A 25257-nucleotide genomic window follows, 5' to 3' on the forward strand; every position below is an offset into this window, starting at 1 on the left:
GGTTAGGTACATGCTTTTTACAATATTCAATCACACTTCACATTAAATCAAAATCAAATACATGAAAAAACCAATTGTAATTGCTCAAGTAAGTGAATTAAAAAATAAACAACCAGAACATGCTCTTGTAAATGGATTAGATTTAGTTGTAGTAAAATTTGATAAAGACATATCTGTTCTTTACGGAAGATGCCTTCATAGAGGTGCTCTAATGTCTGATGGTCATGTCGATGGTCACAATCTAATTTGTGGTGTTCATGGTTGGGATTATAGAGTAGATTCTGGAGTTTCAGAATACAATAACAAAGAAGTGCTTCATAAGTTTTCTACTAAAATTGAAGGCGATAATTTAATGGTAGATGCGTTTGAAGTTGATGCCTATGTCGCTAATCACCCACAACCATTTAATCGTGATGAATATTTAGGTGCATATGCAGATACACATCCAGAAGACACAGAACCTTATACTGGTTATATAAAAGAATTAGCAAAAAATGGTTTGAAAAACATTGGTCATCATGGATTTTCAGCATCTATGGGAGTTGATAGAAATACATTACCTAAATGGAATGATATTCAATTTTTACCAGCACAATTGGCAACTCGTCCGCTATTAGATCATGAAGCTGTAGCCACTAAAGTTATCATTGGACCAAATGCAAAAAAACCAATGGAATTAGAGATTCCTTTATTTGTGAGTGACATGAGTTTTGGCGCATTATCACGAGAAGCAAAAATTGCACTAAGTAAAGGCGCAGAACTAGCAGGAACAGGAATTTGTTCAGGCGAAGGAGGAATGCTTCCAGAAGAACAATCGAGCAATTCAAAATACTTTTATGAATTAGCTTCTGCTCAGTTTGGGTTTTCGTGGGATAAATTAGACCACGTTCAAGCCTTTCATTTTAAAGGTGGTCAAGGCGCTAAAACTGGAACAGGAGGTCATTTACCAGGAAGCAAAGTAAGTGCGGAAATAGCAAAAGTTCGTGGGTTAAAAGAAGGTGAAACAGCAATTTCACCAGCAGCAAATCCTAATTTTCATTCGGCTCAAGACTATAAAGATTTTGGAGATAAAGTAAGAGAACGTACAGGTGGAATTCCTATCGGATTTAAAATTGCAGCAAGTCATATTGAAAAAGACATTCAGTTTGCTCTCGATTCTGGAGTAGATTACATCATACTTGATGGTCGCGGAGGAGGAACTGGTTCTGCTCCAACTATTTTAAGAGACCATATTAATGTGCCAACAATTCCAGCTCTAGCAAGAGCTCGACAATATTTGGATAAAGTTGGTGCTTCAGATATCACACTAGTAATTACTGGAGGCTTGCGTGTTGCTGAAGATTTCGCTAAAGCAATGATGCTTGGAGCAGATGCCATCGCAGTTTCTAATTCAGCTTTGCAAGCTATTGGATGTTTGGGAATGCGTGCTTGTGGCACAAATAATTGTCCTGTTGGAATTGCAACTCAAAAAGAATCTTTACGTAGTAGATTAATTATAGAATCATCAGCGAAACAATTACATAATTATTTTGATGCAACTAACGACCTCATTAAGGTTGTAGCAAGGTCTTGTGGCTATGATGATATCACAAAGTTTAATCATAATGACTTATCTACATTTGATACAGACATGCATAAACTTACAGGGATTAACTACGCTGGAATTAAATTATAAGTGATGAAAAAAACCATGCACATAGCTGCTCAGTACCTAGCAACTGCAGCCATTAGTTTTATTGACCACAAAGACGATGATAGTCATACAAATTTGGGCTGGAGAAACCATACACTCGAAACACATAAATTCCCTAATGGTGACACACTTGGTTTAAATTATGAGACCTTTTCTCTAGAATGGACACATCACAATGGTAACAAAGAATACCATATACTAAATGAAACTACTCATTTAGAGGTTGTTGATTGGATCTCTGAAACAAGTAAAAATAACGGCATAAATAAAACATACAATTACAGTTTACATTATGACCTTCCATATGATGAGATTACAAATACAATACGTTTTAAATTAACTAATCAAAAGGACCTTAATGTATTAATATCAAATAGAGATTTAGCACAAAATGTTATTTCTAGTGTATTAAAATCTAACAACTATAAATCGCTAATTAGGATTTGGCCTCATCATTTTGATACAGGAGCATTTATTAATATCAACCAAACGCTTTCTATTGGTTTAGGTATGTCTATTCCAGATTCATTAATTGATGACTTTTATTTTTATATAAGTGGCTATAACGGCCAAGACCCCATAGACATAGAATTATCAAACAGTATAAATAAAGAAACGTATTACAATAATGGTTGGCAAGGTTTTGCTAACTCTATAAGTGAGCTTGAAGAGCATGCGGCAATTGATTTTTGCCAAATTGCTATTAATACATATCTAAATTCAATAAAATAATGTTCGAAATATTTGTTGGTATTATTGCCCTTGCAGCTTTTTTAAGCTATTTAAATGCAAAGTTTTTAAAGCTACCAGAAACAATAGGCGTTATGATTCTTTCAATACTTGTATCACTATTGTTTGCAGCTAGTTATTTTATCAATCAAACTTATTTTGATCAAGTTACAGACTTTGCAAGAAGCATAGATTTTAAAACTATCTTATTCGATTTCTTATTAGGCATTCTACTTTTTGCTGGTGCTATTCACGTTAATTTAAAAGGATTATTAAAAGAAAAATTTACTGTCTTTATCTATGCTACGTTTGGTGTTGTTGTATCAACGTTTATTATAGGTACGGCATTTTACTATGTCGCATCACTTATTGGACTAAACATAAATTATCTATATAGCCTGGTCTTTGGTGCTTTAATTTCACCTACAGATCCTGTTGCTGTATTGGCATTACTGAAAAAAGCTGGTGCTCCAAAACATATGGAAATTAAAATTGTTGGAGAATCACTATTCAATGATGGCGTTGGTATTGTCGTATTTTTGTCGGTCCTCTCCATAGCTACAATGGCGCATGAGTTTGATTTCTCACATATTACTTCCGAATTTGGTAAAGAAGCAGGAGGAGGATTTTTAATGGGAATCGTTTTAGGGCATTTAGGAAAAAAATGTATTGTAAGCGTCAACAAACAATCGGTCATAGCAGTGCATATTTCTTTAGCCATTGTATTGGGTGGTTATGTGCTATCTAATATGCTTCACATATCAGGAGCAATTGCAATGGTTGTTGCTGGACTTATCATTGGTAACAGTTTACATGCTAAAGTTATTTCTGCAGATTTAAAAACCCACATGAATATCTTCTGGAAAGTATTAGACGAAATATTTAATGCCGTTTTATTTGTGCTGATTGGTATTGTAATGATCACCTTAGACTTTAACATTTATCATTTAATATTGGGAATTGTTTCTATTGTACTGGTCCTTCTAGCTAGGTTCATTTCCATTAAATTATCGAATTTGTTCCTTAAAAAATCACATCGAGTAAATAAAAATGAAGCTTTAATATTAACTTGGGCTGGACTACGTGGTGGAATTTCTATCGCACTTGCACTATCACTACCTGAAGGTGAAGTAAAAGACATTATAGTCTATGCAACCTACGTAGTTGTGGTATTCTCAATTATTGCCCAAGGTCTAAGTATTGAAAAACTAGTTTCAAAACTATTAAAATAGAACTAATGGAAAAAAAAATCGTTTGGCATAAAGTATTGAGTAACAAAAATGAGCTACCTGAAGGTCGCGTAAAAACAGTTACTGCAAATCATAAAGGCATTTGTTTAACACATTACAAAGGGAAATTTTCAGCACTTGATAATCGCTGTCCTCATCAAGGAGGTCCATTAGGAGAAGGTTCGATTGAAAACGGATTACTACGATGTCCTTGGCATGGTTGGGACTTTGATCCATGTTCAGGAAAACCGCCTGGAGGTTTCGACGATGGTATAGATACATTTCCGGTAAAAGAAGATGGTGATGCCATTTATGTTGGTGTTGAAGAAGAAGATGCACACGAACCTACAGTATCAGATATCATGGTAGAAACCATGGTAAATTGGGGCGTAAATAAAGTCTTTGGAATGGTTGGTCATTCAAACCTTGGTTTTGCAGATGCCATGAGACGTCAAGAAGAAAAAGGAAACCTTAATTTTTATGGTATTCGCCATGAAGGTGCAGCAGCTTTTGCAGCGTCAGCTTACGGGAAACTCACAGGTAAACCAGCAGCATGCTTTTCTATTGCTGGTCCAGGAGCTACCAATATGTATACTGGACTTTGGGATGCCAAAGTAGATCGCGCTCCAATTCTAGCTTTAACTGGTCAAGTAAAAACTCAAGTTGTTGGTACTGGAAATTTTCAAGAAGTCGATTTAGTACAAGGTTTTAATACGGTTGCCGAATTTAATCAACGTGTGCAAAGTGATAGTCGACATGCTGAGCTCATGTCATTAGCAGTAAAGCATGCTATTTTAAAACGTGATGTTTCTCATTTAACATTCCCAGATGAAGTACAAGAGAAAAAAGTAAATCCAAATTCCAAAGCTAAAGGTCCCGAAAACAGAATTACATCTTTAGAAATCGCACCTCCAATTGAAGCTGTTAATGATGCAATTTCTTTAATAAAAAAAGCTAAGCGACCAGTAATTATTATGGGACATGGTTCTCGTGAGCACAAAAAAGCAGTTGTTAAATTTGCCGAAAGTTTAAATGCAGCAGTTGTAACGACGTTTAAAGGGAAAGGATTAATTGCAGATAATCATCCACTTGGCGGAGGCGTTTTAGGTCGAAGCGGAACACCAATAGCGTCATGGTTTATGAATGAAGCAGATTTACTCATTGTATTTGGAGCTTCGTTTTCTAATCATACAGGAATTACACCAAAAAAACCAATCATTCAAGTTGATTTCGATCCTCTAGCATTAAGTAAATTTCATCAAGTTGAAGTGGCTGTTTGGGGAGAAATCTCAAGAACCTTAGACATATTTAATTCTGAATTAAAAGGGCAAATTAACACAGATGATCAACGAGGTGAAATAGCTGAGCGTTGGAAAATTTGGAAAACTGAAAAGCAAAAACGTTTATTAGAAACGTCAGATAATGGTATAAGCTCAATAGCTGTATTTGAAACCATGAACAAACTCACTCCTGAAAATGCTGTGATGTGTGTTGATGTTGGTAATAATGCCTATTCTTTTGGCCGTTATTTTGAACCAAAAAATCAAGATTTTCTAATGTCTGGATATTTAGGATCAATAGGATTTGCTTTACCTGCAGCAATTGGAGCTTGGGCTGCTGTAGGAGACGCCAGACCTGTAGTTGCTGTTGCTGGAGATGGAGGTATTTGCCAATATCTAGCTGAAATTACAACACTAGTAAAATATAACATGCCTGTAAAGTTGATCATAATTAACAATCATGAATTAGGAAAAATATCGAAAGAACAACGCGCTGGAGAATTTGATGTTTGGAAAACATCTTTATCAAATCCGAATTTTTCAGAATTTGCTCAGTCATGTGGTGCTTGGGGAAAACGTGTTGAAAAACAAGAAGAGTTAGAAAACGCAATGCAAGAATTATTCTCACAACCTAGAGCAGGCGTTTTAGAAATAATGGCAGACGTTAATTTGATATAATACAAATAAATTAATAGGCATCATGAGTGATAAAAAAAATGATAAGGCGAAAGATGAATATTTAATGAATGAATTAGATATTGATAGAGAAGGGTTAAAACAATTAAAAAAGAAATTAGCTAAAGTTGCTCCTCGATCAGAACGTGGAGTAGAAACCTTATTCAGGTTATTGTCTAAAAATCAATACACTTTGAATACAATGATAGATACAAAATCAAATATTTTAATATCTATTAATGCCTTAATTTTATCTTTAATACTTGGTACTGTAATGAGTCAATTAAGTAGTGATCCTCATCTTATTTATCCAATAATAATGATTTTAATAACGAATTTAGCTTCAATTACCTTTGCGATTTTTGCCACACGTCCTGAACTAGTTCACGGAAAAAGTGAAGCAAAAAACTTAATGTTTTATGGTAATTTTCAAGACATGGAAGAAGATGAGTATGTAAATAAGATTACTAATTTAATGAATGAAGGCGATGAATTATATAAAACTATTGCTAAAGATACTTACTATCTAGGAAAAACGATAGACCGTAAATTTAAGTTACTTCGTAAATCGTTTAATATCTTTTTAATTGGAATTATTTTATCTGTGATTGCGTTTGTTGGTTGTCACGCTTTATTTGGAAATTTGATATAATATGGAAATAATCATCACTATTTTTCTAGCGTTTCTAGGAATCTATTTTGCAATAGGATTACTTTTTGGATTGTACTTTCTCTTTAAAGGCGCAACTAAATTAGACCCTTTAATGAAAGACACTCAAAAGAAAGTGCGCATTTTATTATTACCAGGAGTAATTGCAACTTGGCCTTTTTTAATTGGACGACTATTTAAATCAAAAACCACATAATTATGACATCAGGTTTACGAAAAGCACATAAATTTATTTGGTTATTACTTATCATTATTGTTCCAGTAATCATGTTTTTATCAGTGAAAGATTTAGATGTTTTCTCATCAAAAGACAACACTTCGTCAACACTTGAAGGTTCAAAAAAAGTGAACCTCAAATCCTTTGAAAATGATATCGTGAAAACCTCAGTTTTTGAAAGTCATTTAGAAATCATTTTAAAGTCTACTTTAAAAAATTCATCATCTGTAGTTTATGAAATGGATGAAAAAGGAAATAAGCCCAGTGTTATTGGGCAAATAACAACTGCTGGCATCTACAATTTCGAAATTAAAAATCTACCTAAAGGAATCATAATCTATGATGATTTAAAAAACATAGAAATAACCAAATTTTCATTTCAATGGGATTAGATTATCAATTAGTACTTTGGAACAAAGACAAGAAAACTTACGATAAAATAATCGCAGGTAGCATGTTGTTATATATTATTTTATTTGCTGCTATAACCTTAGTTTTTAATTCTCAAACAAGTATAGAGACATTAGTTATTAGAGCGTTTGGGTCATTAGCAATTGTTATGCTTCATATTATTTTAGTAATTGGTCCATTAGCTAGATTAAATTCTAGTTTTTTGCCCATACTTTATAACCGAAGACATTTAGGCGTTAGTATGTTTATTGCTGCCTTAATTCATGGTGGTTTTTCTATATTTCAATTTCATTCTTTAGGTGATGTAAATCCTATATATTCAATTTTTACATCTAATATGGATTATGATTCATTAACCAACTTTCCATTTCAAGTTTTAGGGTTTTTAGCATTAATTATTTTATTTGTAATGGCATCAACTAGCCATGATTTTTTCCTCGGAAACCTTTCGGCAAAGGTCTGGAAACGCCTTCATATGATGGTCTACTTTGCGTATGCTTTAATAATTGCTCATGTATTTCTAGGTGCTTTTCAACAGGAAACCTCTTTGTTTACAATTGGAATCATGATCATTGGCTTTCTAATTGTTGCAAGTCTACATCTAATTACAGCATTTAAAGAACGAAAAATTGATACTACTAAAACTGAAGAAAAAGAAGGCTGGCTTCACGTTTGTGATATTTCTGAAATAGAAGAAGACAGAGCTAAAATTTTTACAGTGGAAAATGAACGCGTTGCTATTTTTAAATACGACGGAAAACTATCTGCTATCCATAATGTGTGTAAACATCAAGGAGGTCCATTAGGTGAAGGAAAAATTATTGACGGATGCATTACTTGTCCTTGGCATGGTTATCAATATTTACCTCATAACGGTCAATCTCCTCCTCCATTTACCGAAAAAGTTTCCACCTACCAACTAAAACTTGAGGGTGACACCGTTTTTATTAACCCGAAAGCTTTTGACGAAGGCACTGAAGTTGAACCTTGTAATTTTTAAAAAATGAAAAAAAACGACGACTTTTATGTACCATATATAGACGGAAGCTTAGGTTCTAAAACAAAACAAGTCATAAAGCGTTTTGCGATCTCTTCAATCGCTCTAATAGTAGTTTCTGCATTACTCTTTAGTTTTTCTCAAAAACCATTTAAAAACAGCACTTTTGAATTGCTGAGTGAAACTAAAATAACTGGAACATTTCATGAGAATCCATATCCAATGCTTCGTGTAGAAGTTGCAAAAAACACGTATAAAACCATTCTACTTCTCGGGTTTGGCAAGTCGAGTGCTAATCCTTTTTTAGAACGTATACAGAATGAAGTAAAAGATTTAAATGGAAAGACTTTAAGCATAGAAGGCAATTTGATTTATTACAATGGAAAAACATTAATTCAAATTACTAATGATGAAAAAGTGATTTTAGAAGAAGGCATAAAACAAAAACCAATATCTAAAGTCGCTATTAGCAAAATGACTCTACGAGGTGAAATCATTGATCCTAAATGTTATTTTGGTGTTATGAAACCAGGCAAAGGGAAAATTCATAGAAGCTGTGCTGTTCGCTGTATTTCGGGCGGAATTCCTCCCGTTTTAGCAACAACGGACAATAATAATATATCTCAATATTACTTAATTACTGATTTAAAAGGCAATCCTATAAACCAAGATATACTTCCTTTTATAGGAAAACCATCTGAAATCACTGGAACTGTAGAAAAAATGGAAGATTGGTTTCTTCTAAAAATTAAGGTTTCAGACATCCTAGAGTTAAATGAAACATCTTCTATATATTAAATTATTTTGCTCTTGACTTATATGTTTCGATAATAAACGTAATTAATCCTCCAAAATTTAGCAGTGCATTTTTTGTTTTAACTTATTTCTGTATCTTGTAATTATTATGCGTGCATAATAATTAATTTAACAAAAATCATGAAGTACAAACACATTTTCGAGCCATTAGATTTAGGGTTTATAACCTTAAAAAACAGAATTTTAATGGGTTCTATGCACACAGGACTTGAAGAAGAGAAAAATGGAATAGATAAAATAGCAGCCTATTATGCCGAAAGAGCTAAAGGCGGTGTCGGCTTAATAGTAACTGGAGGTATTGCACCAAATATTCAAGGATGGACAGGTCCATTTTCTGCAAGAATGAGTTCAAAAAAACATGCACGTCATCATCAAGCAATTACACAAGCGGTTCATAAAGAAGGAGGAAAAATATGTATGCAAATTTTACACGCAGGACGTTATGGATATCATCCTTTTAGTGTAGCGCCTTCAAAAATTAAATCACCAATAACACCTTTCAAACCTTTTAAACTCAATCAATCTGGTATTAAAAGAACCATTCGAGATTTTGTGAACTGTGCGAAACTATCAAAAGTAGCAGGTTATGATGGTGTGGAAATAATGGGTTCTGAAGGTTATTTAATCAACCAATTTATTGCGAAAAGAACCAATAAAAGAACCGATAATTATGGTGGAAATTATGAAAATAGAATGCGTTTGCCAATTGAATTGGTAAAGCAAACAAGAGAAGCCGTTGGTTCAGATTTTATCATCATTTATCGATTATCCATGCTTGACTTGGTTGAGAAAGGTAGTACTTGGCAAGAAGTAGTTCAATTAGGTAAAGAAATTGAAAAGGCAGGTGCAACAATTATCAATACGGGAATTGGTTGGCATGAATCAAGAATTCCAACTATTGCAACTTCTGTTCCAAGAGCAGCTTTTACCTGGGTTACTAAAAAAATGAAAGAAGAGATTAAAATTCCATTAATTACTTCAAATAGAATAAACATGCCAGAAACTGCCGAAAAGGTTTTAGCAGATGGACATGCTGATATGATTTCTATGGCAAGACCATTTTTGGCTGATCCAGAATGGGTTAATAAAGCAGAGCAAGAACGTGCTGATGAAATCAACACATGTATTGGTTGTAATCAAGCATGTTTAGATCATGTTTTCGAACAAAAGGTTGCAAGCTGTTTGGTAAATCCAAGAGCATGCCACGAAACAGAATTAAATTATACTCCAACAGATAGAAAGAAAAAAATTGCAGTTGTAGGAGCTGGTCCAGCAGGATTAGCAGCTTCAACTATTGCAGCGCAAAGAGGACACACAGTAACTCTTTTTGATGCAGATAAAGAAATAGGTGGACAATTTAATATTGCAAAGCAAATTCCCGGAAAAGAAGAGTTTTACGAAACAATTCGTTATTTCAAGAAACAAATAGAATTACATAATGTAACTGTAAAATTAAATACTAGAGTTTCGGAAAATGATCTTGCCGAGGGTAATTTTGACGAGGTAATTCTTGCAACTGGAATTAAACCTAGGACACCGAAAATTGATGGAATTGAGCATGAAAAAGTATTAAATTATATTGATGTATTAAAATTAAAAAAACCAGTAGGAAAGCGCGTTGCTGTTATTGGTGCAGGTGGAATAGGATTTGATGTGTCAGAATATTTAACGCACGAAGGAGAGTCAACTGCATTGAATATTGATGCCTGGTTAAAAGAATGGGGAATAGATAAAACCTTAAATTCTCGAAGTGGCATAGAAGGCATAAAAGCAGAAGAACAACATTCTCCTAGAGAGGTTTTTATGTTTAAAAGAAGTAAAGGCAAATTTGGAGGTAAACTTGGAAAAACTACTGGATGGATTCATCGTTCGACTTTGAAAAAGAAAAAAGTTCAATTTATTAATGAAGTACAATACACCAAGATTGATGATAAAGGGCTTCACTATATTCAAAACGAAGAACATAAATTATTGGAAGTAGATAATATAATTATTTGTGCAGGACAATTACCTTTGAAAGAATTCTTAGATCCTTTAAAAGAAAAAGGAGTAAATGTTCATATAATTGGTGGTGCAGATATAGCTGCAGAATTGGATGCTAAAAGAGCAATTAATCAAGGAGCAAGATTAGCGGCTCAGTTATAATATTGTTGTTTACTTAGATTTATTAAAATATAGTAAACAAATTTATAACTTAATAAATCCATGTGTTTTGGCATGTTCAATTGCTTGAGAACTACTATCCACCAATAAAACAGGTATTTGTTTATAATCTTTAAATAAAGAAATGACACGTTGCATTTTCTTTTTATGGGTTACGCTGCGCAAATAAATTGCAGCAACTTGAGCCGGAAACTCTTTAGCTACATCAATATAAATATCGGCATCATGTTCACCACTATCTCCAATTAAAATGAAGGTTAACTTCGGATAGGTTTTTAGGATATTTATAATTTCAATATGTTTTTGAGGTTGGTCTCCAGATTTCTTTCTAAAGATATCTTTAAAACTTCGTAATAAAATTGGGCCTTTAGGAAAGGTATTTTGTTTTAAAAAGAATTCTAAGTAGCGATATAAATTCCATGGACTATGACTCACATAAAAAATGGGATTGGCATTTGTTCCTGTAGGACCTCGATGCAATTTATGGTAAAACTCTGCAGCACCTTCTAAGGGAATACGGCTTGCGGCATTTTTAAAAATACTATTAAGAAGTACCTTCCACTTTAATGTAGACACAACACCAGTATGAATTATGGTATCGTCAATATCGCTTATCACACCGTAATCTGCATTAGGACAAGGAATCAATAATTCACCGGGAAACCTATTATCATTTTGAATACTCCGCTTAATATTGACATCGTCATATGATGCTTCAATGTTGAGCCAACCTTCATCGTTAGCTAAAGCATTTAACCCTTCAACCCGCTCATCTATCTTGAAATAACCATGATCATCTGTCGTTGCTTTTAAAATGGTTTTATTTGGTAAGGTAATTTTGAGCTCAGTATTTTTGATCTCATCGGTTTCAAAACGCTTCCATGAATTGACAAACAATCCAAACAAACCCTTTTGCTCTAAGTTAATCGTTTCGTCCTCTAAAGCTCTTCCACGCATGTAAAAATGCGTTTCAGTGCCATAACTTTGAAAGATTACAATTTGTAAAGGATCTTTTTTGAACCAGTTCATCTAAGACGATTAGAATTTAAAAACTAAATTTAATAAAAAAAGCCACGATTAACGTGGCTTTTTTATATTTATGTAATGTATAAACTATTGTTTAGTAACGTCCATCTTTGTAATTACTTTTTCAACTTCACCTTCAACATTAGTTGTCGTTTTTTCAAACGCTTCTAGGTGTGCTTCAACTTCTGCTTTAGTTCCTTTGAAGATTTCTTCTTTGGTAACTTCAGTTCCATTTTCAACAGTTGTATACGTAATAGTAGCTTGTGCTAAATCTCTAGAAGAACCAATTACAGTTTCAACCTCAACATCTGTACTAGTTAATACAGTTTCTTCTGCATGTCCACCTAATATTGGAGCAATTACTAAACCAATAAGACATGTTAATTTAATTAAGATGTTCATTGATGGTCCAGATGTATCTTTAAATGGATCTCCAACAGTATCTCCTGTAACAGCTGCTTTATGTGCTTCAGAACCTTTAAAAGTCATTTCTCCATTAATCTCAACACCCGCTTCAAAAGATTTCTTAGCGTTATCCCAAGCACCTCCAGCATTGTTTTGGAAGATAGCCCATAATACACCTGAAACTGTAACACCAGCCATATAACCACCTAACATTTCAGCGATAGCTAAATTATCCATACCAAATAACATTGGCACAAATGCAATTACTAATGGGAATCCAATAGTTAATAAACCTGGTAACATCATTTCTTTTAAAGAAGCTTCAGTAGAAATCGCAACACATTTATCGTATTCTGGTTTCCCAGTACCTTCCATAATTCCAGGAATGTCTCTAAACTGACGACGTACTTCTTCTACCATTTCCATAGCAGCTTTACCTACAGCATTCATTGCTAAAGCAGAGAAAACTACTGGTACCATACCACCAACAAATAACATTGCTAATACTGGTGCTTTAAAGATGTTAATTCCGTCAATTCCTGTAAATGTTACGTAAGCAGCAAATAATGCTAATGACGTTAATGCTGCAGAAGCAATAGCAAATCCTTTACCTGTTGCAGCAGTTGTATTTCCAACTGAATCTAATATATCTGTACGTTCTCTAACGATTGGTTCTTGTTCGCTCATTTCAGCAATACCACCTGCATTATCAGAAATTGGTCCGAATGCATCAATTGCTAACTGCATAGCTGTAGTAGCCATCATTGCAGAAGCTGCTAATGCCACACCGTAGAATCCAGCAAAAGCATAAGATGCCCAAATTGCTCCAGCAAATAATAATACTGAAGGGAATGTAGATATCATACCTGTAGCTAAACCAGCAATAATGTTTGTACCAGCTCCAGTACTTGATTGTTGTACAATTTTTAAAATTGGCCTTTTCCCTAATCCTGTATAATATTCAGTAACCGAAGAAATTCCTGCTCCAACGACTAATCCAACAAGCGTAGCATAGAATACACGCATCGAAGAAATTTCTTGTAGACCTTCACCAAAGAAGTTCATTTGCATAGTTTCTGGTAACATCCAAGTGACTAAACCAAAACATGATATAGCAACTAAACCTATAGACACCCAGTTTCCTACATTTAAAGCACCCATTACTTGGGACTCTTTAGCATCATTGCTTTTTATTTTCACCAACATTGTTCCGATAATAGAGATAATAATTCCTACACCAGCAATTGCCATTGGCAATAAAATTGGGCCAATACCTCCAAAAGCATCAGAAATAGATCCACCCATATCTTTAATTACATAGTTCCCTAGAACCATAGCCGCTAATACTGTAGCAACATAAGATCCAAATAAATCGGCTCCCATACCTGCAACATCACCTACATTATCACCAACGTTATCTGCAATTGTAGCAGGATTACGAGGATCATCTTCAGGAATACCAGCTTCAACTTTACCAACTAAATCAGCTCCAACATCGGCAGCCTTAGTATAGATACCACCACCTACTCTAGCAAATAGTGCAATAGACTCAGCTCCTAAAGAGAAACCAGCTAAAGTTTCTAAGACAATAGTCATTTTATCAACAGAGAAAACTCCATCTGCTCCACCCATAAAGTAATTGTAGAAAAAGATAAAGAAACCTGTTAAACCTAATACAGCCAAACCTGCAACACCAAGACCCATTACGGTTCCACCTCCAAAAGAGATTTTAAGTGCATTTGGTAAACTTGTTCGAGCTGCTTGAGTTGTTCTAACGTTTGTTTTCGTTGCGATTTTCATACCCATATTTCCAGCATAAGCAGAAAATACAGCTCCAAAGATAAAAGCAATTACAATTAACCAGTGTGTTGTTGGTACTATAAAAGATACAACAGTTAGTAAAACTGATACGATTACAACAAAAACAGCTAGTAATCTATATTCAGCATTTAAGAAAGCAAGTGCTCCTTCGTAGATGTGATCTGAAATTTCTTTCATTTTACCATCTCCTGCATCTTGTTTCATTACCCAAGATTTCTTTACAAGCATGTAAATTAATCCTAAAAGCGCCAAAACTATTGGCATGTAAATCATTAGTGATTCCATATTTTAATTTTATTTGATTTATTAATTAGCTGGGCAAAAGTAGTGAAAACCATTAAAACTAAAAAACCCTTTTGTTTTATTACAAAAGGGTTGTCTAATAGTTACTATTTATTACCTATATAGAAAAGTCTCCATTTGTTTTATGTTCACTGTTTTCGTATCTATCTATACACTTATTGAGAATGTCATAAGCTTCTTCAGCATTTCCCCAACCACCAACATCTACTTTCTTCTTTTCTAAGTCCTTATACACTTGAAAAAAGTGTGTAATTTCTTTTATTCTATGTGGATTTAAATCGTCAATATCATTGTAAGTATTCCAAATAGGATCAGTAACTGGTACACAAATTAATTTTTCATCTGGTCCTTTTTCATCTGCCATATGGAATACACCAATTGGCTTTACCTCCATCACACACATTGGAAAAGTAGGTTCTGAACCCATTACCAACACATCTAAAGGATCACCATCTAAGGCTAAAGTTTCTGGTATAAACCCATAATCTCCAGGATACATCATGGATGAAAATAGCATACGGTCAAAACGTATTTTATTGAGTTCAAAATCGTATTCATATTTATTTCGGCTCCCTTTTGGGATTTCTATCAATACATCAAACGTTAGTTTTCCTGCTGGTGTCATATCTTAAATTTTTGGGGTACAAAGATAATGCTTTGTTGAGCGTTGGGCAATTAAAAACACCTATGATTTTAAATTTAAGAACCGTGTGCAAAAGTTCCGGAAATCTGGAAGACGGAAACAGATAATGTGTATCTTTATCGAGATTTAATCAGTTAACTACAATATGGAAAAAACAGAATTTCTTGCAAAAAATATCTTTCTAAACTTAGAAAACCTAAATAAAGAATCTGACTCTGATTCAATATCCTATTTTTCCGAAGCTGATTTTGCAATTGTCTTAGAACGAATCGAGAAATTTGGAATTGGTATCTATGAAATTGAACCTCGTCTGAAAGGAGCATCCTTTGATGTGAAACTAAATGAAGACTATAGAAAAAAAGCCACTGATCCAAAATGGTACAATAGGGCGTTTTTTGAATTCAAAAAAACCCAAACTGACCTTCAGTACTCAGCCAAATATAAAATCTCAGATAAATTACTGAATAGATAGGTTACACAATTACCAACAACCAGTATTGTTAGTCCAAACTTCTATTTAGAGAATAAAAAACTGCTAGAAATAAAAACCAAAACTTCCCGTTATTCCAAAACGTCTAGCATCAGTATTATCGAAGTAGTTACCTCTAAAATTGAAGTCGATTCTTAGTATTTTAAATATGTTAGCAACACCAAAACTGTATTCATAATAAATACGACTATTCGGTGCAATTAATGGAATTTCAACTGGGTTTCCAGTCGTATTTAAAGCTATGTTTTCATCAGACAAATCTCCCCAAACACCCCTTAAACCAAGAACAAACCTTAAGTTGTACTTCTTTAAAAACGGAATTCTCGAAAATAAGCGTCCATTAAAATTATGCTCAATATGCATCGAAGTATACGTATCGGTTACGAACTCATAAAAATCAAGTTGTGGAAAGGTATTGTAAATTGAAAAATAGGTCTGATTCCCTGGTACGACACTTAATAATCCTAAAGGCACTTCGCCAAAAGTTTTCCCTGCCTCTAAAGACGTTGTCAAACGACCAAAACCTCCAACTTGCCATGGTTGAATATAAGAGAACTGAACTTTAGTATAGTCAAAATCACTATTCATTACACCTTCAATACCTTGACTAACCTGAGTAAATAATCTTGCAAAATTCTCGTTCTTTTCCTTACGCTCTACACCATAACCTGTCATTTGACGCTTTGGATAATAGGCTAGTGAAAATCGTGTTTCAAACTGTTTTAATTCTGACGACACTCCATTTGGTGCTGACGGATCGTTATAATCCAAACTAAATGTTGGTGAAGCCGATTCTAAAGTACGATAACTGGCATTTAATCTGAAACCAAAATTTCGTACTGGTTCCATCTCAAAACCAATTGTTGTTAAATTGAGACTGGTTAACTTATCATTGGTTCCTGCAGTAAACACAGCATTAGATGCGAGACTTCGTCCAAGAACATCTGTAGAACTAGTTAAACTAGCTCCTATTTGTTCTACATCACGTCGATGACCTCCAAATAGGATAAACCTACTCTTTTTATTCAGTAACCATTTACCTGAAATTCCGTATTTAAACTTTTCATCTTTAAAACCATAAGCTACAAAACCTTCTAGTCTCCATAAATCATTTCGACTAAAATAGGTTCTTCCTCCTGTTCTCAAACGCAGTCCTTCGACATCATTGTATCCAAATGTGGAGAAAATTGGTCCGTAATCAAAATTAATACTTGGGAATTCTACATAACCAGAGGCTAGAATACTTCCTATATTATAAAGACGCTTAAACTTCTTAACTGTTTTAAGCGTGTCTAACATTTTATAAACTCCTTTTTCGTCTTTATTTAGAGATTCTAATCTGTTTTGTTCCCAAAACTCATCATCACGATTGTATACATCTTCATCGAAAAAATAGACTTCTTCATCATAAAATGACTCTTCTTTAGGCTCGTCAAATACGTAATTTTCGTATAGTGTTGTTCGCTTTCCGTAGACACCACGAGATTTTTCCTTTTTATTTAAAGCAAAATCAGACAGCATGTAATCACGCTTAATTAAGAATACAGAATCATTTAAAACTTCAAACTCTTGCTCTATATAAATTTCTTTTACCCAGTTTATGTTTGCGCTTTTAGACGCTTGCAAATTGATGTCCTTAATCGCATACGTAGAATCATTTACCCAAAAATCACCTTTAAAAGTCAGTTCATTTTTACGTCGTGGGTAATAGATGATGTTATAACACCATTTGTTATCAATAAATGCACTGTCAGAAAGCACATAATTATAGGTTTGAATTCCTGTTCGTGATAACGGACTCACAAAACTCTTATCGAAAAACTTTAGATAGTTCTCATAAACATCAAAATCTGCATATAAGTCATCTATAAAATCAATAATTACCTGATTATTATTAAATCCTGAATTTTTATTTCCTTTAAGATCTTCCTTCTCTTTGTTTAATTGATTATCTCCATAAACTGTACTTACTGCTTCGTTTATAAAAATTGGTAAATAAGTTTTACCAGTTACGCTAGAGGTATCAACTTCTTCAAAAACAAATTCCATACCTCTAAATAGCTTACTTTTTATAAGAGCACTATCAATGGTATTAAGATCAAATTCTACTTTTTCGTATTTATCGTATTCGTATTGTTTAAACTGACTCAAGCCATTTTGCCGTTTGCGCTCCCATATTTTCTTTAGGATTCTAATGGCAGGATTTTCTGAAGCTTTTTTTGATTGTTTTCCAGATACAATAACAACTTCGTCAAGTGCTGAAGCTTCTTCTTTAAGGATAAACCTCAAGTCATAGTTCACCTTTTTATCAAGTACTATTTCCTTTATTTCGTACCCTAAGAACGAGATGATAACAGTATCCCAAGTGTTTTCAGATTCTAAATAAAAACGTCCGTCTTCATTTGTTATAGTACCTTCAGTTGAGCCTTTAAATATCACATTTGCAAATGCTACAGGCTCGTTGTTTTCATCAAACACAAGGCCACTAACCTTGGTTTGTGAGAAACCAAAAAGTATTCCGAAGAAAAAGAAAAAAAGAAGTAGTTTAAAATTCATAGGCAAAAACTTCATCAGCAATCAAGTAAAAAGGTGTTATTGAAGTTTATTAACGCAAAAAATTACGATTTATTAGATGGTTTATAAAAACCTATTATGCATTTATATACATTACTTTTTTGACAGCTTTAATAACCTCATCTTTGTTTGGCAACCATTGTTCTAGCAATACTGGCGAATATGGCGCAGGTGTATCTGCTGTATTAATTTTTACAACTGGAGCATCTAAATAATCAAAGGCTTCAGATTGCACAAGGTATGTAATTTCAGTTGAAACATTTCCAAAAGGCCAAGCTTCTTCTAAAATCACTAAACGATTTGTTTTCTTAACAGACTTCACAATAGCTTCTCTATCCAAAGGACGAATAGTTCTCAAATCGATAATCTCGCAAGAAATACCTTCTTTTTCTAATTCGTCTGCTGCTTTGTATGCTTCCTTAATAATCTTTCCAAAAGAAACAATAGTGACATCTGTACCTTCACGCTTGATATCTGCAACTCCCAACGGAATAGTGTATTCTCCTTCTGGAACTTCTCCTTTATCACCATACATTTGCTCACTTTCCATAAAAATTACTGGATCATCATCACGAATAGCAGATTTCAATAAGCCTTTTGCATCATATACATTAGAAGGAACAACCACTTTTAATCCTGGTGTGTTTGCAAACCAGCTTTCAAATGCTTGAGAGTGTGTTGCTGCCAACTGACCAGCAGATGCTGTAGGACCACGAAATACAATTGGACACTTAAATTGTCCACCAGACATTTGTCTAATTTTGGCTGCGTTATTTATAATTTGATCAATACCAACTAACGAGAAGTTAAAGGTCATGTATTCTACGATAGGACGATTCCCTGTCATTGTAGAACCAATTGCTATACCAGCAAAACCAAGTTCAGCAATTGGTGTATCAATAACACGTTTTGCGCCAAACTCATCTAACATACCTTTTGAAGCTTTATATGCTCCGTTGTATTCTGCAACTTCCTCTCCCATTAAGTAAATGCTCTCATCTCTGCGCATTTCTTCACTCATGGCTTCACAAATAGCTTCTCTAAATTGAATTGTCTTCATGTATCAGTTTTTTAATCGAATAGCAAAAGTAATAATTATTGATAATAAATCTACATAAAATTAAGCCCGAAAATGGTATCAAAACTTTACTGTCAGTTATTTAAAAGAGATTTCAGCCTATTCAATTCTAAAAGCAAGGCCGCGAAATATTTTTTTGAGCACAAAAAATTGAATAATTAGTGATATATGCCAATAATTCTGAAGAATTCTTAGACATAATGATTAAAACTAAAGTTTTTATGAATTTTACTATGCGTGCATAGTAAAATTCAAATTATTATAATTATCTTCGTGCACTAGAAAAAATATACACTCAAAATAAATTATTTCGATATGAAAATATTAGTATGTATTAGTCACGTACCTGATACGACTTCAAAGATTAATTTCACCGAAAACGATACTAAATTTGACACTAATGGTGTCCAATTTGTAATTAATCCAAATGACGAATTTGGTTTAACTCGTGCCATGTGGTTTAAAGAAAAACAAGCCGCAAACGTTACTGTTATAAATGTTGGTGGACCAGAAACAGAACCTACACTTCGTAAAGCTTTAGCTATTGGTGCAGATGCAGCAATACGAGTAAACACAGAAGCCAAAGATGGTTTTCAAGTCGCTAAAGAAATAGCAAATGTTGTTAAAGATGGAGGATACGATTTAGTGATTGCTGGCCGTGAATCTATTGATTACAATGGTGGAATGGTACCAGGAATGATAGCTGCTTTAACCAATGCAAATTTTGTTACTAACTGTATTAGTTTAGATGTTGATGGCACAAGTGCTACAGCAATGCGTGAGATTGATGGCGGAAAAGAAACCGTTTCAACAAGCTTGCCTTTAGTCATTGGTGGTCAAAAAGGATTGGTAGAGGAAAGTGACCTTCGTATTCCTAACATGAGAGGAATTATGATGGCACGTCAAAAACCATTGTCGGTTGTTGAACCTACAAATGCTGCGGCAGAAACTTCGTCTGTTAAATTTGAAAAGCCCGCTCCAAAAGGTGCTGTGACTTTAGTTGATGCAGATAATATTGATGAATTGATCAATTTACTTCACAACGAAGCTAAAGTGATTTAATTAACCCAAAAAAAGAAAAACATGTCAGTTTTAGTATATACAGAATCAGAACAAGGAAAATTTAAAAAAACAGCTTTCGAAGCGGCTTCTTACGCCAAAGCTGTTGCAGATCAAATGGGCACTACAGTTACTGCTGTAACAATAAATGCCAATGACACTTCAGAATTAGGAAATTATGGAGTTGATAAAGTATTAAATATAAATAATGGTGATTTAAACACATTCAATGCTAATTCTTATGCGAGTTCAATTGAGCAAGCTGCTAAGCAAGAAGGTTCAGACGTTGTGATTGTTAGTTCAAGTGCAGACAGCAAATACTTAGCTCCAATTTTAGCAATTGGTTTAGATGCTGGTTTCGCTTCTAACGTTGTTGAAGCGCCTTCTAGCACAGCACCATTTACTATAAAACGTACTGCGTTTACAAACAAAGCATTTAATATGACCACTATTGACACAGCTGTAAAAGTTATTGGTGTTTCAAAAAATGCATTTGGTTTGGTTGAATCAAATGGAAGTGCAACTTCAGAAGATTTTTCTCCTGCAATTCCAGCAGCTGGAGTAGCAGTTGAGTCAATAGATAGAGCAACAGATAAAGTAACTATAGCAGATGCAGAGATTGTTGTTTCAGCAGGAAGAGGCTTAAAAGGTCCTGAGAATTGGGGTATGATAGAAGAATTAGCTGATGTTTTAGGTGCAGCAACTGCATGTTCTAAACCAGTTTCTGATTTAGGATGGAGACCACATGGAGAACATGTTGGACAAACAGGAAAACCTGTAGCATCTAACTTATATATCGCTATTGGTATTTCGGGAGCTATTCAGCATTTAGCAGGAATTAATGCTTCAAAAGTAAAAGTCGTTATCAATACAGATCCAGAAGCACCTTTCTTTAAAGCTGCAGATTATGGTATTGTTGGTGATGCCTTTGAAGTTGTACCAACACTCATCGAAAAATTAAAAGCATTTAAAGCTCAAAACGCATAATTTTTTTTAAATTGTGTTTTGAAAGGACTGTTTAGATTTGATTCTTTATGCATAAATCTGCCTTTTGCAGTTGGTAAAGTCCTAATTTAAACGGTTCTTTACGTTTTATATATTATGAGCTTAGTAAAATTAAACATAAAAGGAATTTCATATAGCCAAACCCAAAATGGTGCATATGCCTTAATTCTGAATGAGGTTGATGGTGACCGTAAACTTCCAATCGTTATTGGAGCTTTTGAGGCTCAATCTATTGCTATCGCTTTAGAAAAGGAAATCAGACCTCCAAGACCACTTACTCACGATTTATTTAAAAATTTCGCAGATCGTTTTGATATAGTTGTTAAACAAGTTATCATTCATAAATTGGTTGATGGTGTTTTCTACTCAAGCTTAATTTGTGAGCGTGATAAAATTGAAGAGATTATTGATGCCAGAACTAGTGACGCTATTGCTTTAGCATTGCGTTTCCAAGCACCAATATTTACCTATAAAAACATTTTAGATAAAGCTGGTATTTATTTAAAAGTGAACCCTAAAAAAGGAGAAGAAGATCAAGATAGTATTTTAGTAGATGATTTTGTTGCTGAAGAAATAGAAGCTAGCGTACAAGAAAACTACAAAGATAAAAGTCTTAAAGAACTTAATACCCTTTTAGATGAAGCTGTAAATAATGAAGACTATGAAAAAGCAGCTAAAATACGAGACGAAATTTCTAAACGTTAAACACACTTTCAGATGAAACATTTTGTACTAGCTATTGCAGCTATTTTTTTTGGCATCACAACAACAATAGCGCAAACTTCAGAATCTGTCACCAATAATTCGACAGTTTCAAATATAGCAACAGCAGCACAAGATGTTATTATTCCTAGTCAAGGATTTTCAATAGACAGTCTTTGGAGAGGTGTCTTAGGAATGATTACGTTATTATTTATTGCATTCTTATTTAGTAGTAATAAAAAAGCGATAAACTGGAAAACAGTCGGTATTGGCTTAGGTTTTCAGTTACTTATTGCCGTAGGTGTTTTAAAAGTAACTTTTATCCAAAATATATTCGAATTCATAGGTCAAAAATTTATTGATTTATTAGAATACACAAGAGCAGGAAGTGAGTTCCTTTTTGGTGGATTTATGGATGTTACCTCTTATGGATTCATATTTGCGTTTCAAGTATTACCAACCATACTATTCTTTTCTGCATTAACTTCAGTGTTATTTTACTTAGGTATTATTCAAAAAGTAGTAAAAGCTATGGCTTGGTTATTATCTAAAACATTAAGAATTTCTGGTGCTGAGAGTTTAAGTGTAGCTGGAAATATATTTCTAGGTCAGACTGAAGCTCCTTTGCTGATTAAAGCTTATTTAGAAAAAATGAATAAGTCTGAAATCTTATTAGTAATGATTGGTGGAATGGCTACTGTAGCTGGAGCTGTTTTAGCAGCATATATTGGTTTCTTAGGTGGAGATGATCCAGTTTTAAAACTGAAATTTGCTAAACATTTATTAGCAGCATCTGTTATGGCTGCACCAGGAGCAATTGTAATTTCAAAAATATTATATCCTCAAACTGAAAAAGTAAATACTGACGTTTCAGTATCTCAAGAAAAAATAGGATCTAATATATTAGATGCCATTGCAAACGGAACAACAGAAGGTTTAAAATTAGCTGTAAATGTTGGTGCTATGTTATTAGTATTTGTTGCGTTTATTGCTATGATTAATGGTCTTTTAGGTTGGGTTGGTAATGTCACTTCGCTAAATGATGCTATTGCTGGCAATACACCATACGAAAGCCTTTCATTAGAATTAATTTTAGGCTATGCCTTTGCTCCATTAATGTGGTTAATTGGTATCGCAAAAGAAGACATGGCATTAATGGGTCAGTTATTAGGCATTAAACTTGCAGCTAGTGAATTTGTTGGTTATATTCAATTGGCCGATTTAAAGAATGTAGCGAACTCAACACACCTCACCTATAACAAGTCTATAATCATGGCAACCTATATGCTTTGTGGCTTTGCAAACTTTGCATCTATAGGTATTCAAATTGGTGGTATTGGATCATTAGCTCCAGGGCAAAGAAAACAATTATCAAAATTTGGTATGAAAGCACTTATTGGTGGTACAATTGCATCATTGATTTCTGCAACAATTGCTGGTATGATTATCGGATAATACTGAATCATAAATAGTTAATAACTTTTTATATTATCAACGCCTGAAATCATCAAGATTCAAGCCTAATTTTTATTTTTATTTTCTGAAAAATAGACGTACAATTTAAAGAGATTCCTGTTTTCACGGGACATATTATGAAACAATATCACGACTTAGTTAAACACATTTTAGAACAAGGAAACGAAAAAGGAGATCGCACAGGTACAGGAACAAAAAGTGTTTTTGGTCACCAAATGCGTTTTGATTTAAGTGAAGGTTTCCCAATGGTAACCACTAAAAAACTACATTTAAAATCAATTATTTACGAATTACTTTGGTTCTTAAAAGGTGATACTAATACTAATTACCTTACCGAAAATGGTGTAAAAATCTGGAATGCTTGGGCTGATAAAAATGGTGACCTCGGACCTGTTTATGGTCATCAATGGCGTAACTGGAACAGCGATGATGTTGATCAAATAAAAGACGTTATAGAAACACTAAAAACTAATCCTAATAGTCGTCGTATGCTCGTTTCTGCTTGGAATCCTTCGGTTCTTCCAGACACTTCTAAGTCGTTTGACGAAAATGTAGCTAATGGCAAAGCAGCACTTCCGCCTTGTCATGCCTTTTTTCAGTTTTATGTTGCTGATGGCAAGTTGTCTTGTCAGTTATATCAACGTAGTGCAGACACATTTTTAGGCGTGCCTTTTAACATTGCTTCTTATGCCTTATTCACGATGATGATGGCTCAAGTTTGTGGTTACGAAGCTGGAGAATTTATCCACACCTTTGGTGATGCTCATATTTATAGCAATCATTTTGAGCAATTAGAATTGCAACTCTCACGTGACATTAGACCATTACCAAAAATGATATTAAATCCTAATGTGAAAGATATTTTCGAATTCGATTTTGAAGACTTCACTTTAGTTGATTACAATCCGCACCCACACATTAAAGGCGCTGTTGCTGTTTAAAAACTATATTCATGAAATACCTCGTTATCACTATTTCTATGTTATGTGGATTCTTCCTTTATGGTCAAGAGATTACAACGAACCAACCTGAAATTGATTCTATATCAAAAACAGAAAACGCTAAGACCTTCGAGGTTATTGAAAATGTTCCTATTTACAAAGGATGTAAGAAGAAAAAAAGTAATGCAGAAAAGAAAAACTGCATGTCTCAAAAAATCGCTGAACTCTATCGAGATAATTTCAATACAGAAATGCATGAGGAATCAGATCTTGAACCTGGAATGATACGTATTTCTGTTATTTTTAAAATAAATAAAGACGGAAAAGTAATCGATATTAGAGCTAAAGCTGATGATGAATATTTAGAAGCTGAAGCCATTAGAGTTGCAAAATTAATTCCTCAAATGACTCCAGGAATGCAAAGAGGGAAACTAGTTATTGTTCCTTATTCACTCCCATTAAATGTTAACCTTACACTTAATAAAAACGAAGGCAAAACAAGATATCCTGTTTATAGAGGTTGTGAAAAAAAGACTACAAATTCAGAATTAGAAGCATGTTCTAAACGAAAAATCACCAACTTTATTAAAATGAGTTTTGATATTGAAATGGCAAGTCGTGCCTTACCTCAAGCAAAATCAACCCAGTTTCTTATAGAATTTACAATTAGTAAAAACGGGAAAATAAAAAACATCAATGCTAAAGCAAACCACAAAGCCATAGCAATTGAAGCCATTAATGTTGCCAAACGTCTTCCGAAATTTAAAGCACCTGGCATTTGGGAAGGTGTTGCAGTAGATACACCCTACAAACTGTTAATGACACTAGATTTTTATTAAATATTTTTTTTTCAA

At 33.8% G+C, this 25257-nt stretch carries 22 protein-coding genes; 17 read left to right on the top strand and 5 right to left on the bottom strand.

Annotated elements, in window-relative coordinates; translation table 11 throughout:
- Positions 1-61: 61 nt before the first annotated feature.
- The 10 genes from RH81_RS13485 to RH81_RS13530 all read left to right on the top strand — a co-directional run bounded on the left by RH81_RS13485 (position 62) and on the right by RH81_RS13530 (position 10862).
- On the top strand, positions 62-1675 hold the full coding sequence (locus RH81_RS13485) for a glutamate synthase-related protein (protein WP_033961182.1): 1614 nt from the start codon (positions 62-64) through the stop codon (positions 1673-1675).
- A 3-nt stretch (positions 1676-1678) separates the two neighbouring features.
- Positions 1679-2425, top strand: coding sequence for a hypothetical protein (locus RH81_RS13490; RefSeq protein WP_033961185.1), 747 nt, complete (start codon positions 1679-1681; stop codon positions 2423-2425).
- On the top strand, positions 2425-3654 hold the full coding sequence (locus tag RH81_RS13495; RefSeq protein WP_033961187.1) for a cation:proton antiporter: 1230 nt from the start codon (positions 2425-2427) through the stop codon (positions 3652-3654). Before RH81_RS13490 ends, RH81_RS13495 begins: the two co-directional genes overlap by 1 nt.
- A gap of 5 nt (positions 3655-3659) precedes the next feature.
- The gene (locus RH81_RS13500) at positions 3660-5609 is read left to right on the top strand and encodes a thiamine pyrophosphate-binding protein (protein WP_033961188.1); all 1950 of its coding nucleotides are present in this window, start codon (positions 3660-3662) and stop codon (positions 5607-5609) included.
- A gap of 22 nt (positions 5610-5631) precedes the next feature.
- Positions 5632-6258 (top strand): Pycsar system effector family protein, encoded by a 627-nt coding sequence (locus RH81_RS13505; protein ID WP_052172552.1) that lies wholly within the window; start codon positions 5632-5634, stop codon positions 6256-6258.
- A 1-nt stretch (position 6259) separates the two neighbouring features.
- Positions 6260-6472, top strand: coding sequence for a hypothetical protein (locus RH81_RS13510; protein ID WP_033961189.1), 213 nt, complete (start codon positions 6260-6262; stop codon positions 6470-6472).
- A gap of 2 nt (positions 6473-6474) precedes the next feature.
- Positions 6475-6885 (top strand): hypothetical protein, encoded by a 411-nt coding sequence (locus tag RH81_RS13515; RefSeq protein WP_033961190.1) that lies wholly within the window; start codon positions 6475-6477, stop codon positions 6883-6885.
- Entirely contained in the window at positions 6876-7904 is a 1029-nt protein-coding gene (locus RH81_RS13520; protein ID WP_033961199.1) for a Rieske 2Fe-2S domain-containing protein, read from the top strand. The genes RH81_RS13515 and RH81_RS13520 overlap by 10 nt, the downstream gene beginning before the upstream one ends.
- 3 nt (positions 7905-7907) lie before the next feature.
- A complete protein-coding gene (locus tag RH81_RS16580; RefSeq protein ID WP_052172553.1) occupies positions 7908-8699 on the top strand; it encodes a hypothetical protein in 792 nt (263 codons plus the stop codon).
- Positions 8700-8837: 138 nt separating this feature from the next.
- Positions 8838-10862, top strand: a complete 2025-nt coding sequence (locus RH81_RS13530) for an NADPH-dependent 2,4-dienoyl-CoA reductase (RefSeq protein ID WP_033961202.1) — start codon at positions 8838-8840, stop codon at positions 10860-10862.
- Positions 10863-10904: 42 nt separating this feature from the next.
- Here RH81_RS13530 and RH81_RS13535 read toward each other — a convergent pair whose 3' ends face one another.
- From RH81_RS13535 to RH81_RS13545, 3 genes are all read right to left on the bottom strand, one after another.
- Positions 10905-11909, bottom strand: a complete 1005-nt coding sequence (locus RH81_RS13535) for an App1 family protein (RefSeq protein ID WP_033961204.1) — start codon at positions 11907-11909, stop codon at positions 10905-10907.
- Positions 11910-11993: 84 nt separating this feature from the next.
- Positions 11994-14417: a sodium-translocating pyrophosphatase gene (locus RH81_RS13540; protein ID WP_033961206.1), complete on the bottom strand. Its 2424-nt coding sequence runs from the start codon at positions 14415-14417 to the stop codon at positions 11994-11996.
- A 115-nt stretch (positions 14418-14532) separates the two neighbouring features.
- Positions 14533-15060, bottom strand: a complete 528-nt coding sequence (locus RH81_RS13545) for an inorganic diphosphatase (protein WP_033961209.1) — start codon at positions 15058-15060, stop codon at positions 14533-14535.
- Positions 15061-15223: 163 nt separating this feature from the next.
- Here RH81_RS13545 and RH81_RS13550 point away from each other — a divergent pair, with 163 nt between their 5' ends.
- Positions 15224-15550: a hypothetical protein gene (locus RH81_RS13550; protein WP_033961211.1), complete on the top strand. Its 327-nt coding sequence runs from the start codon at positions 15224-15226 to the stop codon at positions 15548-15550.
- Positions 15551-15613: 63 nt separating this feature from the next.
- On the opposite strand, the gene RH81_RS13555 is transcribed toward RH81_RS13550, so the two are convergent.
- Complete coding sequence (locus tag RH81_RS13555) at positions 15614-18124, bottom strand: DUF5686 and carboxypeptidase-like regulatory domain-containing protein (protein WP_033961212.1); 2511 nt, start codon at positions 18122-18124, stop codon at positions 15614-15616.
- 94 nt (positions 18125-18218) lie between these two features.
- Positions 18219-19202 (bottom strand): pyruvate dehydrogenase complex E1 component subunit beta, encoded by a 984-nt coding sequence (locus RH81_RS13560; protein ID WP_033961213.1) that lies wholly within the window; start codon positions 19200-19202, stop codon positions 18219-18221.
- Between the two features lie 333 nt (positions 19203-19535).
- On the opposite strand from RH81_RS13560, the gene RH81_RS13565 reads away from it, so the two are divergent.
- The 6 genes from RH81_RS13565 to RH81_RS16585 all read left to right on the top strand — a co-directional run bounded on the left by RH81_RS13565 (position 19536) and on the right by RH81_RS16585 (position 25242).
- A complete protein-coding gene (locus RH81_RS13565; protein WP_033961214.1) occupies positions 19536-20282 on the top strand; it encodes an electron transfer flavoprotein subunit beta/FixA family protein in 747 nt (248 codons plus the stop codon).
- A gap of 21 nt (positions 20283-20303) precedes the next feature.
- The gene (locus RH81_RS13570; protein ID WP_033961215.1) at positions 20304-21266 is read left to right on the top strand and encodes an electron transfer flavoprotein subunit alpha/FixB family protein; all 963 of its coding nucleotides are present in this window, start codon (positions 20304-20306) and stop codon (positions 21264-21266) included.
- 114 nt (positions 21267-21380) lie between these two features.
- Positions 21381-21989, top strand: coding sequence for a bifunctional nuclease family protein (locus RH81_RS13575; RefSeq protein WP_033961216.1), 609 nt, complete (start codon positions 21381-21383; stop codon positions 21987-21989).
- Between the two features lie 12 nt (positions 21990-22001).
- Positions 22002-23441, top strand: coding sequence for a NupC/NupG family nucleoside CNT transporter (locus RH81_RS13580; protein WP_033961219.1), 1440 nt, complete (start codon positions 22002-22004; stop codon positions 23439-23441).
- 137 nt (positions 23442-23578) lie between these two features.
- A complete protein-coding gene (locus RH81_RS13585) occupies positions 23579-24403 on the top strand; it encodes a thymidylate synthase (RefSeq protein WP_033961222.1) in 825 nt (274 codons plus the stop codon).
- A gap of 11 nt (positions 24404-24414) precedes the next feature.
- On the top strand, positions 24415-25242 hold the full coding sequence (locus RH81_RS16585; protein ID WP_052172554.1) for an energy transducer TonB: 828 nt from the start codon (positions 24415-24417) through the stop codon (positions 25240-25242).
- Positions 25243-25257 lie beyond the last annotated feature (15 nt).

Origin of the sequence: Psychroserpens jangbogonensis, from assembly GCF_000797465.1 — a bacterium.
GTDB lineage: Bacteria > Bacteroidota > Bacteroidia > Flavobacteriales > Flavobacteriaceae > Psychroserpens > Psychroserpens jangbogonensis.